The organism is Streptomyces endocoffeicus (genome assembly GCF_016741935.1).
Classification (GTDB): domain Bacteria; phylum Actinomycetota; class Actinomycetes; order Streptomycetales; family Streptomycetaceae; genus Streptomyces; species Streptomyces endocoffeicus.
On record NZ_JAERRG010000018.1, the window covers coordinates 105775 to 122874 of the forward strand.

At 72.2% G+C, this 17100-nt stretch carries 15 protein-coding genes and 1 pseudogene; 8 read left to right on the forward strand and 8 right to left on the reverse strand.

Annotated features, from left to right (window positions below; genetic code table 11):
* Positions 1-73: 73 nt before the first annotated feature.
* Complete coding sequence (locus tag JK364_RS34970) at positions 74-289, reverse strand: mersacidin/lichenicidin family type 2 lantibiotic (protein ID WP_201855384.1); 216 nt, start codon at positions 287-289, stop codon at positions 74-76.
* A 241-nt stretch (positions 290-530) separates the two neighbouring features.
* Between JK364_RS34970 and JK364_RS34975 the strand changes: the two genes are divergently transcribed.
* From JK364_RS34975 to JK364_RS34985, 3 genes are all read left to right on the forward strand, one after another.
* The gene (locus JK364_RS34975; protein ID WP_201855385.1) at positions 531-2696 is read left to right on the forward strand and encodes a peptidase domain-containing ABC transporter; all 2166 of its coding nucleotides are present in this window, start codon (positions 531-533) and stop codon (positions 2694-2696) included.
* Between the two features lie 81 nt (positions 2697-2777).
* Complete coding sequence (locus tag JK364_RS34980; RefSeq protein WP_201855502.1) at positions 2778-2948, forward strand: hypothetical protein; 171 nt, start codon at positions 2778-2780, stop codon at positions 2946-2948.
* Between the two features lie 232 nt (positions 2949-3180).
* Positions 3181-3831 (forward strand): TetR/AcrR family transcriptional regulator, encoded by a 651-nt coding sequence (locus tag JK364_RS34985; RefSeq protein WP_201855386.1) that lies wholly within the window; start codon positions 3181-3183, stop codon positions 3829-3831.
* 57 nt (positions 3832-3888) lie between these two features.
* Here the strand turns inward: JK364_RS34985 and JK364_RS34990 are convergent, their stop codons facing one another.
* From JK364_RS34990 to JK364_RS35015, 5 genes and pseudogenes are all read right to left on the reverse strand, one after another.
* Entirely contained in the window at positions 3889-4791 is a 903-nt protein-coding gene (locus tag JK364_RS34990) for a triphosphoribosyl-dephospho-CoA synthase (RefSeq protein ID WP_201855486.1), read from the reverse strand.
* Between the two features lie 132 nt (positions 4792-4923).
* Positions 4924-5649: pseudogene (locus JK364_RS35000) on the reverse strand (VOC family protein); the annotation flags it as partial.
* Positions 5650-5796: 147 nt separating this feature from the next.
* Positions 5797-6858: a 4-oxalomesaconate tautomerase gene (locus JK364_RS35005; protein ID WP_201855387.1), complete on the reverse strand. Its 1062-nt coding sequence runs from the start codon at positions 6856-6858 to the stop codon at positions 5797-5799.
* Positions 6855-7625 carry a 4-carboxy-4-hydroxy-2-oxoadipate aldolase/oxaloacetate decarboxylase gene (locus JK364_RS35010; protein WP_201855388.1) on the reverse strand — a complete coding sequence of 257 codons (771 nt, stop codon included), beginning with the start codon at positions 7623-7625 and terminating at the stop codon, positions 6855-6857. The genes JK364_RS35005 and JK364_RS35010 overlap by 4 nt, the downstream gene beginning before the upstream one ends.
* Before the next feature lie 57 nt (positions 7626-7682).
* Positions 7683-8333, reverse strand: coding sequence for a GntR family transcriptional regulator (locus JK364_RS35015; protein WP_201855389.1), 651 nt, complete (start codon positions 8331-8333; stop codon positions 7683-7685).
* A gap of 206 nt (positions 8334-8539) precedes the next feature.
* Here JK364_RS35015 and JK364_RS35020 point away from each other — a divergent pair, with 206 nt between their 5' ends.
* The gene (locus tag JK364_RS35020; RefSeq protein WP_201855487.1) at positions 8540-11101 is read left to right on the forward strand and encodes a polysaccharide lyase family 8 super-sandwich domain-containing protein; all 2562 of its coding nucleotides are present in this window, start codon (positions 8540-8542) and stop codon (positions 11099-11101) included.
* Here the strand turns inward: JK364_RS35020 and JK364_RS35025 are convergent.
* Complete coding sequence (locus tag JK364_RS35025; RefSeq protein WP_201855390.1) at positions 11082-12692, reverse strand: APC family permease; 1611 nt, start codon at positions 12690-12692, stop codon at positions 11082-11084. The genes JK364_RS35020 and JK364_RS35025 overlap by 20 nt on opposite strands.
* 193 nt (positions 12693-12885) lie before the next feature.
* Here JK364_RS35025 and JK364_RS35030 point away from each other — a divergent pair, with 193 nt between their 5' ends.
* The 4 genes from JK364_RS35030 (at position 12886) to JK364_RS35045 (ending at position 16078) form a co-directional block, all read left to right on the forward strand.
* Entirely contained in the window at positions 12886-13749 is an 864-nt protein-coding gene (locus tag JK364_RS35030; protein ID WP_201855391.1) for a polysaccharide deacetylase family protein, read from the forward strand.
* Between the two features lie 84 nt (positions 13750-13833).
* Positions 13834-14367, forward strand: coding sequence for a DoxX family protein (locus JK364_RS35035; RefSeq protein WP_201855488.1), 534 nt, complete (start codon positions 13834-13836; stop codon positions 14365-14367).
* Positions 14368-14480: 113 nt separating this feature from the next.
* Positions 14481-15542: an alpha/beta fold hydrolase gene (locus JK364_RS35040; protein WP_201855392.1), complete on the forward strand. Its 1062-nt coding sequence runs from the start codon at positions 14481-14483 to the stop codon at positions 15540-15542.
* Positions 15543-15607: 65 nt separating this feature from the next.
* On the forward strand, positions 15608-16078 hold the full coding sequence (locus JK364_RS35045) for a hypothetical protein (protein WP_201855393.1): 471 nt from the start codon (positions 15608-15610) through the stop codon (positions 16076-16078).
* A gap of 109 nt (positions 16079-16187) precedes the next feature.
* Here the strand turns inward: JK364_RS35045 and JK364_RS35050 are convergent, their stop codons facing one another.
* Entirely contained in the window at positions 16188-16955 is a 768-nt protein-coding gene (locus JK364_RS35050) for an NPP1 family protein (protein WP_201855394.1), read from the reverse strand.
* Positions 16956-17100 lie beyond the last annotated feature (145 nt).

The following is a 17100-nucleotide window of genomic DNA, read 5'->3' on the forward strand; positions in this document are numbered from 1 at the left end:
TCCGGCGCGGGCCCCGTGGGTGGGGCCCGCGCCGGAATGGCTCATGGGTCACCGCGTCCGAGGACGCACCGGGTCAGCCACAGAGCCAGTCACAGGTGAAGCAGGTGCGGCAGGTCTTGTGACCGCACGTCACCCAGGTGTCGGTGAGCCCTCCGCCCACGACGTTGTCCAGCCGCTGGTCGGTCAGCTCGATGGCACCCGCCGGGTGGGCGGGCAGCTCGGTGAGCTCCTCGGAGCTCAGCCCGGCGCGGAAGACCGGGTCCTTCCATGCCTTGGTGGTCCGGTTCATGGTTCCTCCGTTTGACGTGCTCGTATCGGTCCGTACATGGACGTCACTCCGGTCGGCCCGGTGTGACACAGCCAAAACTGGGTGAGCGAGTTGGCCGGGAACCTTGCGAAAACCTTGTGCCGCCGCGCCTCGCGGTGCCGTCCACGCCGGTCAGCGGCGAAATGAACCGGCGGTGAACCGGGGCCGAACCGGTGTGCCGCACGCTGCTGCGCCAGGGAACGCGGCGCGGGAGGAGACACATATGAGCGGCGGGGAGATGGGGTCGCGGGTGCCGTTCGTGGCCCAGATGAGCGAGGTCGAGTGCGGTCCCGCCTGTCTGGCCATGGTGCTCGGGGCGCACCGCCGCAGGGTTCCCCTGCGGGAGCTGCGCGCGGAGTTCGGGGTGAGCCGCGATGGCGCGAGCGCCCGCCGGATCCTGGAGGTCGCACGCGCCCACGGGCTCGAGGCCCGGGGGCTGAAGGTAGCGCCGGACGCACTCGGCGCGGTGCGCAAGCCCGCCATCGCCCACTGGGACGACCACCACTTCGTCGTGGTGGGAAGTGTCGGGCGCAAGGGGGTGCGAGTGCTCGACCCGGGCGAGGGACGCGCCACCGTCTCCCATGCGGAATTCCGCGCCCGGAGCTCGGGCACCCTGCTGGAGTTCGCCCCCGGCTCCTCGTTCATCGAGCGGCGCGGGCCCCGGGACTCCTGGCCGCTGCGGCTGATGCGCGACATGATGCGGATGGCACCGCGGTGGGCCGTCCTCGCGGTTCTGCTCTCCGGAATGGTGCAGCTACTCGCCCTGGGGTCGGCGTTCCTCACCAAGTACGGCATCGACACGCTCATCGGTGAACGGGCCGGGACACTCTCGGGTCTCTCCCTGAGCATCGCCGGTTTCGTATCGGTGTACGCGCTGATCGGGCTGGGGCGGGCCGGAGCCCTGCTGGTACTGCAGCATCGGCTGGACGGCGCACTCGGCGACCGGTTTATGACTCATCTGTTCCGTCTGCCGTTCGGCTATTTCCAGGCCCGGAGCAGCGGGGATCTGCTGGCCCGCCTCAACAGCAACACGGTGATCAGGGACCTGCTGACCTCGCGCATGGTCACCCTGGTCATCGACAGTGTCTTCGTGGTCGGCTATCTGGTGCTGCTGTGCGCCTTCAGTCCCTGGTACGCGCTCCTGGCGGCGGGGCTGGGCGCGGCGCAGATCGCCATCGTGCTGGCCACCCTGCGGCCGGCCAACGCCTTGGCGAAACGGGAGCTGAGCGCCGAGGCCGCCGCACAGTCGGTGGCGGTGGACGCGTTGCGGGGCGCGGAGTTCGTGAAGAGCGCGGGGCTGGTGGGCACCGTGCTCGACCGTTGGCGTGGGTCGCTGGGCGACTATCTGCGGGCGGCGCTCCGCCGACGCCGCCTGGACGCCCTCACCGACTCCCTCACCCTGCTGCTGCAGGTGGCCTCCCCGCTGGTGTTGTTGCTGCTGGGCATCGCGCAGGTGCGCTCGGGTGCGCTGACCATCGGCTCGATGATCGCGCTCAACGCGATCGCGGCCGGGCTGCTCACCCCGATCGCCGGACTGGCCACCAGCATGCGCTACCTCCAGACCATCGGTGCCCATCTGGAGCGGGTGCACGATGTGCTGGACGAGCGTCCGGAGATCCGAAGGCCGGGTATCGCCGCCCCCGCCATGGTGCGGGGCGAGATCGAGCTGCGCGGAGTGGGCTTCCGCTACGGGCAGGGGCCGTGGATCCTGCGCGACCTGACCCTGCGCGTTCCCGCGGGCGCGAAGCTCGCCGTCGTCGGGGCCAGCGGCTCCGGGAAGACCACGATGATCCGCCTGCTCGCCGGGCTGCTACGGCCGACCGAGGGCACGGTGCTCCTCGATGGGCGCGCCATCGAGGAGTACGACGCGGACAGTCTGCGCCGCCGCTTCGGCATCGTGACACAGGAACCCCATGTCTTCGGCGGCACCCTCGGATCGAATCTGCGGCTCGGCCGGGACGACCTGTCCGACGAGGCCCTCTTCGAGGCGCTCGGCCGGGCCGGGCTGCTCCCCGATGTGCGGCGCATGCCCATGGGGCTGGAGACGCATGTGGCGGAGGGTGGCAGTGCGCTCTCGGGGGGCCAGCGCCAGCGTCTGGCGATCGCCCGCGCGCTCCTGGCCGACCCCGCGCTGCTGGTGCTGGACGAGGCCACGAGTCATCTGGACGCCGTGACCGAGGCGGAGGTGGCCGGTGAGCTGTCCGCGCTGGGCTGCACCAGGATCGTCGTCGCGCACCGCATCAGCACGATCATGGATGCGGACGAGATCGTCGTCCTGGACGACGGCCGTTTCACGGAGCGGGGTGGCCACGACGACCTGATGCTCGCCGGAGGCCGGTACGCCACGCTGGTGCACCGGCAGCTCCCGGCCTCGCTCCGGCCCTCATGATCGCGACCGCGCCGACGTGGACATTCGGGCGTAAAATAGGCCCCGTCCGCACCAGGAGGGTACGAGGAGCGGAGGCATCAGATGACCGAGGCAGCCCCCTCCCACACCGAACACAAACGGGAAACCGGCCACCCGGACGTGCCGTGGACGACCCCCTCGCAGGCCGAGGGCGAGCGCGACGACGAGATGGACACCGGCCACCCCGACGTACAGAGGACGACCCCCTCACAGGCCGAAGGGGAACGGGACTAAGCGCTCCGCTGGAAGTGTCGCGATGCGTCGTCGGCCGACTGCGGCGCCGTCGTGGCCGCTGCTTGGCCACCCCCTCTCGGCACCCGGGCCCGCGGGCCGGTTCTCCCACCGGCAGGCGGGCCCAGCCATGTGGCCCGGAGGCGGCGGCCGATCTGCCCGCCGATCTCCACGCCGGGAGGGTCTCCCGGGCGGAGCGGCCCCGGCGGGTCGCTATCCTGACCGGGGAGGCGAGATGGCACGCGCGACACAGACCACCGGGACACCCGGCACCGGCCGACCGGCGGCACGCCACCACGGCAACCGGCACGGGCGCAGCGAGCAGGCCCGGCTCGCGGTGCTGAACGCGGCCGACGACCTGCTGGTCGAGAAGGGCTTCGCGGGCGTCACCATGGAGGGCATCGCCACCCGGGCCGGTGTCGCCAAACAGACCATCTACCGCTGGTGGAGCACCAAGACCGACGTCCTCATGGACGCCTTCCTCCAGGACGTGGCCGAGGACCTGACCGTGCGCGACTGCGGCGACCTCGCCCGGGACCTGCGCACCTATCTGCGCGAGCTGGCCTGGTTCCTCAGCGCGTCCGACTCCGGTGCCGTCTTCAAGGCCCTGATCGCCCACGCGCAGCACGATCCGGCGTTCGCCGCGGACTTCCGGTCCCGGTACCTCGACGACCAGCGCGGCCGCGACCGCCTTCCGCTGGAACGGGCCCTGGAGCGCGGGGAGTTGACGCCAGGCCTGGATCTGGCGGCCGAGACCGACCAGCTCATGGGCCCCGTCTACTACCGGGTGCTGGTGACCGGCGAACCCGTCGGTCAGGAGTTCACCGACCGGCTCGTCGACGCCTTCCTCCACCGCCACGGGCTGACGGCACCGGCGAAGGACTGAACACCCGGAAGTCCGAGGTCCGAGGTCCGAAGGCCGAAGTCCGAGGTCCGAGGGGAGTCACCGCCCGGACGGTGCCGTGGCAGCCGGTGCCGGGACGGACGGTGCCGGGACGGCCGGTGCCGGGACGGCCGGTGCCGGGAGACCGTCCAGGAACAGGGCGCCGGCGAGCAGCGCGGCGCTTCCGCGCGGCGCGATGCCCCGCTCCCGCAGCTCCGCGTCCAGCACGGACAGGGCGGCGGCGCCCTCGGGCGTGGCCGTACCACCCGCCTCGAGCACGGTGTGCGCCCCCTCCTTGACCCGCCGGAGACCGGGCGGCCCCGCCCGGTACAGCGGGCCGGTGTCCTGGAGGGTGCTCATCACGGTGAGCAGCGCGTCCAGCCGCGCCTGGGTCTCGGTGGCCCCCGCCGCACGCGCCCGGGACAGGGCGTCCAGGGCGCGGCGCACATGGGGAAAGGCGGCCCGTGCCTCGCCCCGCACGCCCGGCGCCCCATAGGTGGCGGAGACCTGCGAGCCCGGCGAGGGGCGGCGCGGTGCGCCACGGTCGGGGTGGTCCGCGATCCGTTTGGCGGTGGCGGTCACCTCCTCGGACCCGGCGCCGGGTCGCAGCGCGGCGGCCGCCACCAGCAGGCCCATCACCCACAGCGCGCCATGGTGGAGGGGGCCGGTGGCCGCGCCGCCACCGGCCCGTGCCATCGTCCACTCGGCGCAGCGACCGATGGCACCCAGCTCCTCGCGCAGCGCCCGGGTCGGCTCCCCGGGACGGCGGGCGGCGGCGGCCATGGCCGCGAACCCGGGCGTCAGCGCCTTGGCCGACCAGCGCAGCGCGAGCAGATCCGCGCCGGTGGCGCGGGCCTGGAGATCGCGGGTGTCGGCGAGGCCCGGTTTGGGCGTCAGCTCCGCCTGGGCGATCAGGGCGAGCACGGCGGCCCGTGCCAGTGCCTCATCCGTGGAGCGCGTCATCGGCATGCCCGGAGGCTAGACGGCGAACCTTTGACGGACATGAGGCGTTCCTGTGGGCCCGCTGTGCGGCGTGGCCGGGCAGGACGGACGCCGACCGGGGGCGGGCGGATACGTCGGCCGGTGACGGATACGTCAGCCGACGGTGGACACGGGCCGTACGGGGCCGCTCCGCGATGTGCCGCGCACGCTACGGAGCCCAGTGAGGCCGATCATCACGGTGGCGAACAGCGCGGTGACGGCGAACACGGTGAAGCCCCAGTCCTGCGCCTCGTTGGCGACGAGCCGCCCGCCGAGCCAGGGCCCGAAGACGGCGCCGAAGCGGCCCATGCCGGAGGTCCAGCCGACGGCGGTGGCGCGCAGGACGTCCTCGCGGGTGTCGGTGGCGAACGCGATGTGGTGCGGCCGGCCGCGCGAGCCCGACCAGTCCTCGGTGTAGACGATGTCGTGGGACTTGTTGGTGAACGTCAGCCACTGGGCGGCGAGCCGTCCGGTGTCGAGGACGATCTGCTCGGTGGGGCGGGCGCCGAGCACCTCGCGGGTGAAGGCGGCGTTGGGCGCGACATCGGAGGCGAGGAAGTTGACGTGGTCCAGGCGGCGCACCCCCACGCCGTGGGCGGGCTTGGCCTGGGGCTGGTTCTTCAGCCCCGGCGCGAGCTCGGGCGGTGCCTCGTACCACTCGGACTCCCAGTACAGAACGAGTTCATGGCCGTCCGGGTCGCTGGTGACATAGAGCGGACCGATACCGGGCTCGTCCTCGACCCAGCGCCCGGGGAGTCCGGTCGCCTCGGCCTCCTTCACCCGGCGGTGGAGGGCTTCCGCGCTGGCCGTGCGCAGGGCGGTGCGGCGGATGCCCGAGGTGGGCGATGTCCCCGAGCGGCGGGGTCATCGGCAACTCCTTGAGTCGAGTGGGCAGGGGGAAGGCATGGTGGTGCCGTAGCGGGAGAAGAGGGGTGGTGCCGGCGCGGAACCGGGCGCCGGATCAGGCGGGACGGGGCGGGTGCCGGATCAGGCGGGACGGGGAAAGACCGTGCCGTCGAAGATCTTCCGTGCGGTGCGTACGACGGCCGTTCCTCGCGCCACCGGAGTGGCGCCGTCGTCCACGGACGTGTCGATGTCCAGGAAGCCGGTGGGGTGTTCGATGCGCAGCCGCTCCCCCGTCGCCGGGAGCCGGGCCACGTCCTCGCCGACGTTTCCCCCGACGCACAGCCCGGCGGCGACACTGGCGGCTCCCAGGACGCCGATCGCCGTGTGGCAGCGGACCGGGATGAAGGTGCGGGTCATCACGGTGCCGCCGTGTGCGGGCGGGGACAGCAGGCTGAGCTTGGGCACGGTCGTGGCACTCACATCGCCCAGGCCCATCAACCGGCCCGCCTCCCGCCGGATCTCCTGGAGCCGGGCGCCGAGCGCCGCGTTCGCCTCCAGTTCCCCGGGGTCCTCATGGCCGGTGACGTCCAGGGCGGACGCGGCGATGAGCACGGTCGGCATGCCGTTGTCCACGCAGGTCACCGGGGTGCCGTCGATGAGGTCGCGGGCGTGGCCGGTGGGCAGCAGCGGGCCGCCGCCCTGCTCGAAGCCGATCGCCATCGGGGCGGCGGATCCCGGGACACCCGCGATCTCGGCCGAGCCGGTGTAGTCGACGCGCCGGTCCGGGGTGGGGACGGTCACGGTGGCGTGGTCACCGCTGTTGACCATCCTGATCCGTACCGGTGTCCGCCCGTTCCGGGCGGCGACCAGGCCCCGTTCCACGGCGAAGGGGCCGACCCCGGCCAGGAGGTTGCCGCAGTTCTGCCGGTCGGAGACCTCGGCCTTGTCCACGCCGAGCTGAAGGAACAGATAGTCGACATCGGCGCCCGGGTCCTGGGCGGCGGAGACCACGGCCACCTTGCTGGTGAGGGGATGCGCTCCGCCGAGGCCGTCGATCTGCCGCGGATCGGGACTGCCCATGATCCGCAGCAGCAGATCGTCCCGGGCGCCGGGGTCGGACGGCAGGTCCTCCGCGAGGAAGTAGGCGCCCTTGGAGGTGCCGCCGCGCATCAGCATGCAGCGCACGCCCTCCGGCCCGCTCATGAGACGGCCCCGCCGCGGATGTCCTGGGCGTACTCGGCGTACTCGGCGTACGGCTGGTACCGGACCCCGAGCCGGGCCAGCGTCTCCCGCAGCCCATAGCGGTCCAGGCCCAGTTGACCCTCGGCGAAGGCGGCCCGGGTCGCCTCCTCCTTCTCGGTGCGCGCCTCGGCCGCCTCGACGGCGGTGGCGGCGGACTGGCGCGGTACGCACATCACCCCGTCGTCGTCGGCGAGGATCACATCGCCGGGGCGTATGCACTGCCCGCCCACCACCACGGGCACATTGACGGATCCGGCCGTGGCCTTGACGGTGCCCTGCGCGCACACGGCGGCCGACCACACGGGGAAGCCCATCGCGCGCAGCTCGGCGGTGTCGCGCACCCCGGCGTCGATGACCAGGCCACGGACCCCGCGGTGCTGGAGCGCGGTGGCGAAGAGCTCGCCGAACATGCCGTCCGTGGACGGCGATGTGGTGGCGACGACGAGGATGTCACCCTCGGCACACTGCTCGACCGCGGCGTGGATCATCAGGTTGTCGCCGGGCCAGCACAGCGCCGTGACCGCGGTACCCGCGATGCGCACGTCCTGCTGGACGGGGCGCAGCCCGGGGCCGAGACATCCGGTACGGCCCATGGCCTCGTGCACCGTGGCCACGCCGTACCCCCGCAGGGCCTCCACATGGTCGGCCCCGGCGCGTGGCGGGTCGGTGACGATCACACCGCTCGGCCGTGCGGCGGCGGGCGCGGCACCCGCGCTACCGTGCGTCATTTGCGATATCTCCTTGCTGGACAGGTCGGTGACCCACCCCGCGGCGCGAGCCCCGCGTCATTCGCCCAACGCGTCGATCACACTGGCGAGGTGGGCACGGACGGCCGCTTCGGCCGCCTGTGGGTCCCTGGCCCTGATCGCCTCGATCACGGCCAGGTGTTCACCCAGGGACCGCTGGGGACGCCCCGGCCGCAGCGCGAGCTGGAACCGATGGCGCACCAGCTGTGCGTTGAGCCGCTCCAGCAGCTCCACCGCCACCTGCTGACCGGAGAACTCCCGGATACGGGCGTGCAGTTGGTGGTTGAGGTCGGAGTAGGTCAGCGGTTCGCCGTCGGCGACCGCCTTGGACATCGCCGTGCCGAGGTCGGCCAGCTCGGTCAGCTGCTCCTCGGTCGCCTCGACGGCCGCCTTGGCCGCGCACAGCCCTTCCAGGACCATGCGGCATTCCGTGATGGCCACGGCCTCCTCCACGCTCACCACCCGCACCCGTGAGCCACGGTTACGGATCCGCTCGACCAGACCCTCGGAGGCCAGATCGATCAGCGCCGCGCGGATGCTCGCCCGGGTCACACCGAACTGCTCGGCGAGTTCGTTCTCCACCAGCCGCTGGGCCGGCGCCATCTCCCCGCGCAAAATCGCCTGCCGCAGCTGCTCCAACGCATGCTGCTTGGCCTGCTCTCCGGTGCCTGGACGAGCTTCCTTCGGCATCGAGTGCCCTCCCTGAGTGAGTGCCTGTCGAAGGTAAATCTAGGCCAACAAGATTGTCAACGATTTCGTTGCCCATATTGACGACAGAAGTCGGCCCACGCGCGCCCGATTCCAGCACCGTTCCGGCCCCGTGACAGGGGAAGCCGGGGTTGCTTCAATGGTCCGGCGGTTCCCCATCGGACCCCGTAGACCGTTGGAGCGTGCCCGTGCCTCTCTCGCGTCGTGCTCTCGTCTCCACGCTCCCGGCGGCCGCACTGGCGGCCATGGCCCTGCCACTGCGCGCACGGGCCGCGGGACACCCAGCGGCGGCCGGTGAAGCGATCGGAGCCGCTCACACCCGGCTGATCGACAACACCGTGGCCGTCTTCGCCGGCACACGGGAGACCAACGCCCGCCCCGAGGTGCGCGCCAAACTCACCTCCATCGCCGCGACCGCCCGCTCCCGGCTCACCGCGATGGACCGGGCCGGGCAGGGCGAGCTCTTCCAGGGCCTCGCCCTGGGCACCAGCGATCCCAACCTGGTCACCTCGTTCCAGTACCTCTACGAGATCGCCCTCGCCACCCGCACCCCGGACGGCGGCACACCGTCCGGACTCCACGGCGACACCGATGTCCAGCGGCGCGTCATCGACGGCCTGATATGGCTCCACGAGCACTACTACGGCGACCAGTCGAAGGGCTATTACGGCAACTGGTTCACCTGGGAGATCGGCATCTCCACCCACGTCAGCAAGATGCTGGCGCTGCTCGCGGACGAACTCGCCGCCTACCGGCCCGATCTCGCCGCCACCTACGTGGCCTCGATGGACGCGTACCTGCGCAACGGCAAGGACGGCGACGTCGACCTCGACTCACGGTTCCACACCGGCGCCAACCTCGCCGACATCACCACCAACCGCGTCCTCCAGGGCGCCGTCCTCGGCGACGACGCCCGGATCACCAAGGCCCTCGCCGACCAGCTGACCATCCTGGCCACCATCGACCCGTACGAGCTGCGGCACGGGGTCACCGACGGCTTCTACGCGGACGGTTCCTTCATCCAGCACGCGTCCGTGGCCTACACGGGCTCCTACGGCAAGGGCCTGCTCACCCGCGTGGTGCAGAGCGTCAAGATGCTCGACGGCACCGGCTACACGACCGACGACCGGCTGGTCCGCGTCGTGCAGGGGTGGGTGGTGGACGGCTTCGCACCGCTGATCTTCGAGGGCTGGCTGATGGAGATCGTCAAGGGGCGCGGGGTGTCCCGGCCGGCCACCGGATACGCCGACGCGGCCGAGGTGGTGGAGGCCGTGGTGGGCCTCTCCGCCCATGCCACCGGCGCCGACGCCACGGCGCTCAAGGGCTATGTGGCGTATCTGCGGCAGACCTCGAAGGCCACGCTCGACCCTTCGGCGTTCGTGTCCCCGGTGAGCGTCGCGGCCTACGCCGACATCCTCGCCGACTCCTCGATCCCGGCGAGCGACCTCGGGCCCGCCGAGCGCCATGTGGCGTTCAACGCGATGGACAGAACCGTCCACCGGCGCCCCGGCTACGCCTTCGCCCTGGCCCGGAGCTCGTCCAGGATCAGCAGATACGAGTACATGAGCGGGGAGAACCTGATGCCCTGGTTCCAGGGGGACGGCGCCCACCATCTGTATCTGTCCGGCCAGGACCAGACCCAGGCGTTCGGCATCGACTACCTCACCACCGTCCCGCCCCAGCGCCTCGCCGGTGTCACCGCCCCCGTGGAGACCCGCCGCACGATCCCCGAGCTGTACGGCACGCTCTGGTACGACAACCCCGAGCGTGGCTTCACCTCCTCCTCGGAGGCGCAGAACACCTATGTCTACTTCCCCCGGTCCACCCACCCGTTCTCCGGTGGCGCCGCCCTGGGGCCGTACGGGGTGGCCGGGCTCGTCCAGTCCGACGACGTGGCGTACGCCGCGAAGCGGGCGGGCGACCTGCCGGAGGACTTCGTGGTGTACCGCAACGCCGACGCCACCAAGTCGTGGTTCCTGTTCGACGACGAGATCGTGGTACTGGCCGCGGGGGTCGGCGATGCCACCGGCCGCGCGGTGACGACCACCCTCGACACCCGGATCGCCGCCCCCTCGGACACCCTCACCCTCACCGGGCGGCTCCGCGGCGGCGCGCCCTGGTCCGGCACCGGCACCGGCTCGCTCACATGGCTGCGCTACGCCAATGCCACCCGGGCCGCCTCGGTCGGATATGTCTTCCTCGAGGGGCCACCGCCCACCGTCACGCTGGACACCGTCACCCGCAGCCGCCGCGCGGTCCGCCTCGCCAACCCCGACACCCCGGTGACCAAACGGCTCTTCGCCCTGGCCGTGGACCGGGCGGCGGGCGCGCCGCACACCTCGATGGCGTACGCCCTCGTCCCGAATGCCACCGAGCGCCGACTGGGCGGCTACGCCCGTCGCCCGCTCACCGTCCTGGCCAACACCACCCGGCTCCAAGCCGTGGCCCACCGGGGCCTGCGGATCACCGCGCTCAACGCCTTCACCCCCGGCAGCCACCACGCCGGACGGCTGTCGGTGCGCGGGCCCGGCTCGGTGATCCTGCGGGAGACGCGGGACGGCGGTGTGGCGGTCGCGGTGTCCGATCCGACCACCGAGCGCGACACGGTCTCGGTGGTCGTCCGGGGCCGGAGGATGAGGGCCGTGGCGGTGGACGAGGGTGTCCGGGTGGGCCGGGTCCCCGGCGGCACCCGGATCGTCGTCACCACCCGGCACGCCTACGGCCGGAGCTTCACGGCGACGCTGCGCTGAGCCGCGAGGTGCGCAGGTGCTGGGCGCCCGCGCGGACCGCCCACAGGAACACGGCGAGCGCGAGGACGCCCACCGTCACGGTGTCGTACGGCGCCGGTAGGCGGCCGGAACCACCGAAGGTGCCCAGCCACGACAGCACGGTCAGCGCGGCCAGATGGAAGACCAGCCAGGCGCCGCGCCGCAGCTCCTCCCCCAGCGGTGTGCCTCCGTCCTCGCGGCGCTGCAGCAGGAACAACACCGCGCCGACCAGGACGAAGGGCAGCGCGAGCCGCAGATCGTGCCAGCCGGACCAGTAGACGAACTCGCTGGCCACCACGAAGCTCACCGGTGCGATCCAGCGCACCCCCGGCACCTGGCCCTCGGCCCGCGCCACGCCCCGCTCACGGTCGTGTGCCCGGAACGCCGCGACGGCCACCGCCGAGGCCGCGTAGATCAACAAGTACATGTCGCCCATCACGCTCACGATGTCCTGCCAGCCGCCGAACGGCAGCATGAAGACGACGATGACCGCGAGGTTGAGCAGCAGCGCCCGGCGCGCCACCCCGGACCAGGGGTGGATGCGCATGAAGAAGCGGGGCAGCAGACCGTTCTTGGCCAGGGCGTACGTATGGCGAGCGTCGATGGCCACGCCCACATAGGCCGATCCGCCCGGTGAGATCACCGCGTCCGCGTAGAGCAGCGTGGCCAGCCAGTGGAGGTTGAGCACCAGGGCGAGCTGTCCGAAGGGCGACTCGAAGTCGACTCCCTTCCAGCCGTGGCCCAGCAGCGACTCGGGCACCGTGTAGAGGAACGCCAGTTGGAGCCCGAGGTAGACCAGCACGGCGAGGCCGATGCCGGTGAGCACCGCGGCCGGTACGGTACGGCGCGGATTGCGGGCCTCACCGGAGAAGTCGAGCGGGGCCTGGAAGCCGTTGACGGAGTACACGATGCCGCCGCCGGCGAGCGCGGTCAGGCAGGCCGCGTAGCCGTACGGGGCGAAACCGCCGTGATCGGTGAGGCGCCCGGAGTGGGTGCCGGACAGGAACAGCGCGACGATGGTGAGGATGGGAACGACGACCTTGAACACCGAGATCAGGTTGTTCAGCCGGGCGAATATCCGTACGGCGAACCAGTTGCACGCCGTCAGCACGACACTCAGAGCCACGGCCACCGCGAGACCCGAGGCGCTCAGAGTGCCGCCGTTGTAGAGCCCCGGCAGATAGTGGGCGGCGTACTGCATGATCGCGCTGATCTCGGCCGCCGTACCGCCCACCGAGAGCAGCACCGACCAGCCGATCATCGTGCCGACCAGCCGTCCGCTGGCGTACAGCGGCCAGCGCACGGTGCCGCCGCCCTCCGGGCGGGTGGCGCCGAGTTCCACCATGACCAGCGCGATCAGGGCACACAGCACACCCGCCGCGATCCAGGACAGCAGGGCGGCGGGGCCGGCGGTCTGGGCGGCGTACAGGGCCGCGAACAGCCACCCGGACCCCAGGATGTTGGAGAACCCGATCGCGGTCAGGGCCCAGAATCCGAGGTCCTTGTGGAGTCGTCGCTCCTCGGCGAGCACCGCCGGCTCGGCGATGGACTCCGGTGGGTGGTTCTGCGGCACGGTGGCTCGTCTCCTCGGTGGTGCACGAACAGGCAAAGGCCCAGCGTGCCATGCGTGCCGACGGGCTCCGGCGACGCGCCCCGGACCTCGGACCCCTGGCCCCGGACCCCGGTGCGAGCCCGTGCGAGGCGATCGACGGAAAAACACACTCCACCGGAGAGGAATCGCCGGATATCGGCCGGGGCGTGTTCTCATGCTGCAGGTGTCCTCTCCCTCCCGCCGTGATGTCCTGCGGTCCGCGAGCGGTGCCGTGGCGGCCACGACGTGCGGCGCCGGCTGCGGCCACCACGCCGACTCCTCGTCGTCCCGGCCGGCCGGTCCCACCGAGGCGCCCTCCTCCGGTGCGGCCTCGGACCCGGCCATGCCCGCCGGGCACGCGCCACGCGGACCGGTGCGCTTCCCCGGGCTGCCACCGGAGATCGCCCACGGGCCGCGCGGCGGAAGCGCGGTGGCCCTCACCTTCCACGGCCAGGGCGACGCGGAGCTCGCCCGCTCGCTGCTGTCCGAGGCCGAGCGGGCGGGGGCCCGTGTCACCGTCCTCGCCGTCGGCACCTGGCTGGACGAGCATCCGGAGCTGGCCCGGCGGGTCCTGGACGGCGGCCATGAGCTGGGCAACCACACCATGCGGCACCGCGCCGTGTGCGCCCTGCCGGCCGACGAGGCGTACGCGGAGATCGCCGAGTGCGCCGACCGGCTGCGCCGCCTCACCGGGACCATCGGCAGCTGGTTCCGGCCGTCGCGGGCCCGGACCGCCACGGACCTCGTGACCCGTCTCGCGGCCCGCGCCGGATACCCGCACGTCCTCTCCTACGACGTGGACTCCCTCGACTTCCAGGACCCGGGGCCGGACGCGGTGCGGGAGGCGGTCCTCGGCCAGGTCCGCGCCGGTTCGGTGGTCAGTCTGCACTTCGGCCACTCCGGGACCCTGACCGCGCTGCCCGCGGTCCTCGACGGTCTGCGCCGACGGGGTCTGCGCGCGGTCACCACGACGGAGCTGATGCACTCCGATGGCGTAGCAGCGACGGCGGGACCCGGGAGGCGTACCGAGACTGGGTGAGACGCCGGGCGGCCGCCCGTGGTGTGCCCGTACGGGAGCGGAGGAGACCCCATGCCGCGGAGCGGAGGAGACCCCATGGACCCCATGCCCCACCGCAAGGACCTCGGACTGCTCGCCCTGCGCCTCGGCGTGGGCGGGGTGCTGGTCGCGCACGGCACGCAGAAGCTCTTCGGCTGGTGCGGGGGCGACGGCCTGGACCGTACCGCCGAGGCCATGGAGGCGATGGGCTTCCGTCCGGGGCTGGTCAGCGCCGTGGTGGCCGGGCTGGGCGAGGCGGGCGGCGGGCTGCTGCTCGCGCTAGGGTTCGCCACTCCGGCGGCCGGGGCGGCGGCCGCGGGCACGATGGCGGGGGCGGTGTCGGTGAACGCGCCGGCCGGGTTCTTCGCCCAGTCCGGAGGATATGAGTTCCCGGCCCTGCTGGGGTGCTCGGCGGCGGCGCTCGGGATCGCGGGGCCCGGCCGCTACTCCCTCGACCACCTCACCCGCCATGTGCTGGACCGGCCGTGGCTGATCGCGACGGCGTTCACCACGAGCGCGCTGGCGGCGGCCGCCGTGATCAAGCGCAGGATGGCGGTGACCGCGGAGCGTGAGCTCGCCGAGGAGGAGGAGTACGAGTAGAGACCCGACCGCCCGAGTAAAGACCCCTCGCACGGCGTGCGAGGGGCAGCCGTGTGCGCCATGGTGGATGCCAGGGCCGGGGAGCGGTTCGCACTGGTGGAGGGTGGGTGCGGATGTTCAGCAGGCGCAGCTTCTGGAAGATCGTGGGTGCGGGTGCGGTCGGGGCACCGCTCGCCGTCCGGGCCGCCACCGGCCCGGCGGAGGCCGCGGGGATGCTGTCGGACTCGGTGGAGCAGGGGATGTCGGCCGCGCGGCCGCCCCCGTCCTTCGCCGCCCTGCGGCAGATCAGGGCCGGGGTGCTGAACGTCGGCTACGCCGAGGCCGGTCCGGCCCATGGCCCCGCGGTCGTCCTGCTGCACGGCTGGCCCTATGACATCCACAGCTATGCCGAGGTGGCGCCGTTGCTGGCCGCCAAGGGCTATCGGGTGATCGTCCCCTATCTGCGCGGCTACGGAACGACGCGCTTTCTGTCGCCCCGGACGTTCCGCGACGGCCAGCAGGCGGCGTTCGCCGTCGATCTCATCGCCCTGATGGACGCCCTCGGGATCGAGCGGGCGATCCTCGCCGGATTCGACTGGGGCTCGCGAACGGCCGACATCGTCGCGGCGCTGTGGCCGGAGCGCTGCAAGGCCCTGGTCTCGGTGACCGGCTATCTGATCACCAACCGGAAGGCGAACAGACAGCCGCAGCCACCGAAGGTCGAATGGGCCTGGTGGTATCAGTACTACTTCGCCACCGAGAGAGGTGTGCTCGGGCTGGAGAACCCCGACTACCGACGCCAACTGGCGCGGCTCGTCTGGCGGTTCAACTCCCCGACCTGGCATTTCGACGACGCCACCTTCGCGCGCACCGCCGCCGCCTTCAGGAATCCGGACTATGTGCGCGTCGTGATAAACAACTATCGCTGGCGGCTGGGGCTCGCGGCGGGCGATCCCCGGTACGACGGTCTGGAGCGGCGTCTGGCCAAGGGTCCCGTCATCGGTGTCCCCACGGTCACGCTGGATGGCGGGCGCGATCCGTTCACTCCGCCGGGGGGCGGTGCCGCGTACCGGGACAAGTTCTCGGGCCCGTACGCCCATCGGACGCTGAAGGGCATCGGCCACAATGTGCCCCAGGAGGCTCCGGAAGCCTTCGCCGATGCCGTGGTCGAGGCCGACCGTCTACGACGGCGCTGAGCAGCGCGGCCGGGCCACGAGAGGCCACGGGAGGCCGCGGAAGGCCAGGTCGAGGGGGGCAGGGAATGGCGGAGTTCGAGGTGGCCACCGGCGCCGCGGAGCTCCCCGCCGGCGACGACCGGGGCCGCGAGGCCGCGGTGCGGACCGCGTTCGAGGGGCTGCTGCAGATCCGCCGGCTGATGAACGCCGACACCGCGGGCCCCGAAGGGGTGCCCGCCGAGTGGGAGCGGCGTCAACCGGTGCGGGCCGTGGCCCTGGCGCTGGAGGCCGCCGGTGTTCCGCCGTCGGCCGTCGACGCGGCGGGCCGCCGTACGGCGACCGGATACTGCCTCGGCGCGGCGGAGCGGACCGGGGTGGTGCGGGTCGAGTGGCTGGGGCCGCCGGGAAGTGGCGCCGGCTACGCGGCGGAGGACGCGCTGCGGAACTGCGCGGCCGTACTGCGGAGGCTGGGCTGGGAGGCGCTGGAGTACCGGGGGCCGCGCCGCCACCGCTACCTCGAGGTCGAGCCGCCCCCGGCCGGGCCTCCCCGGCGCTGACCGGACCGGTGACCGGGCCGCTGACCGGGCCGGTGACCGGACCGGTGGGTCGCACCCGGGCCCCGGGAGGCGGGGGCTGGCGCCATGTCGCCTCCCGGGGCGGTCTCGCTCACGCGTTGGGGTCGAAGGGGATGTCGGACGGCTTGGCCTTCGCGAGGTGGGAGTTGAGCGTGCTGTCCTTCAGGCCGAGGGTGGCGCTGCCGAAGTCGGCCTGGCTCAGCTTGTCGCGCAGCCCGGCGGGGTAGCCGTTCCAGCCGACCAGCGCGGGGTACTGCCAGGCGTGGTAGTGGTTCTCCGGCGGCTCGTCGTTGGAGTTCGCCGGGCGGAAGCAGTGGGTGCTCAGGCCGTCCTTGTGGTACACGACCTTGGGGTGGGTGCCGTCCCAGCGGATCTGGTCCCGGTTGTAGATGTTGAAGTTGCCGTGGGCCGAGGTGGCGACGTACTTGGCCTCGTTGTTCTGCACCCACACCACGACGTGTTCCCAGTCGTGGCGGTGGCCGCCGAGACCGCTCCCGGCCACGGCCTGGTCCTTCTCGAAGTACAGGCCGTAGATGATCGCGCACCAGCCGTTGTTGCACTTGGAGCGGGAGTAACTGTTGGTGTTGTCCAGGTCCGAGGAGTCGTGGCACTGGCCGTTGAGGGCGCCACTCGGGTTGAGCCCGCCCGCGATCGTCCCGTCGGGGCTGATGGCGGGCGTGGGGTAACAGCCGTCGGTGTCGTAGTCGAAGGCCGGCTGGAACGTCTGCTCCGTGCCGTCCGCGTTGGCGGGCAGGGCCTTGGGCGGGTCCGCGAGCGCACTGCCCGGGAAGGCCACGACCAGCACGATGGCACTGCCGAGGATGGCGGACACTCTGCCGATCCGCGAACTCTTCTTCACTGGGTCCTCCTGAACGACCGCGGCGTGGCGGCACACCGGGAAGGTGGGGGGTTGGCATGCTCAGGTCAGCATGATCGCATTCCTTGAGCGGCGGCGGGAGATGTCGCCGTGATGAAGAGTCAGCCAACAGCTATAGCAGGTGTGG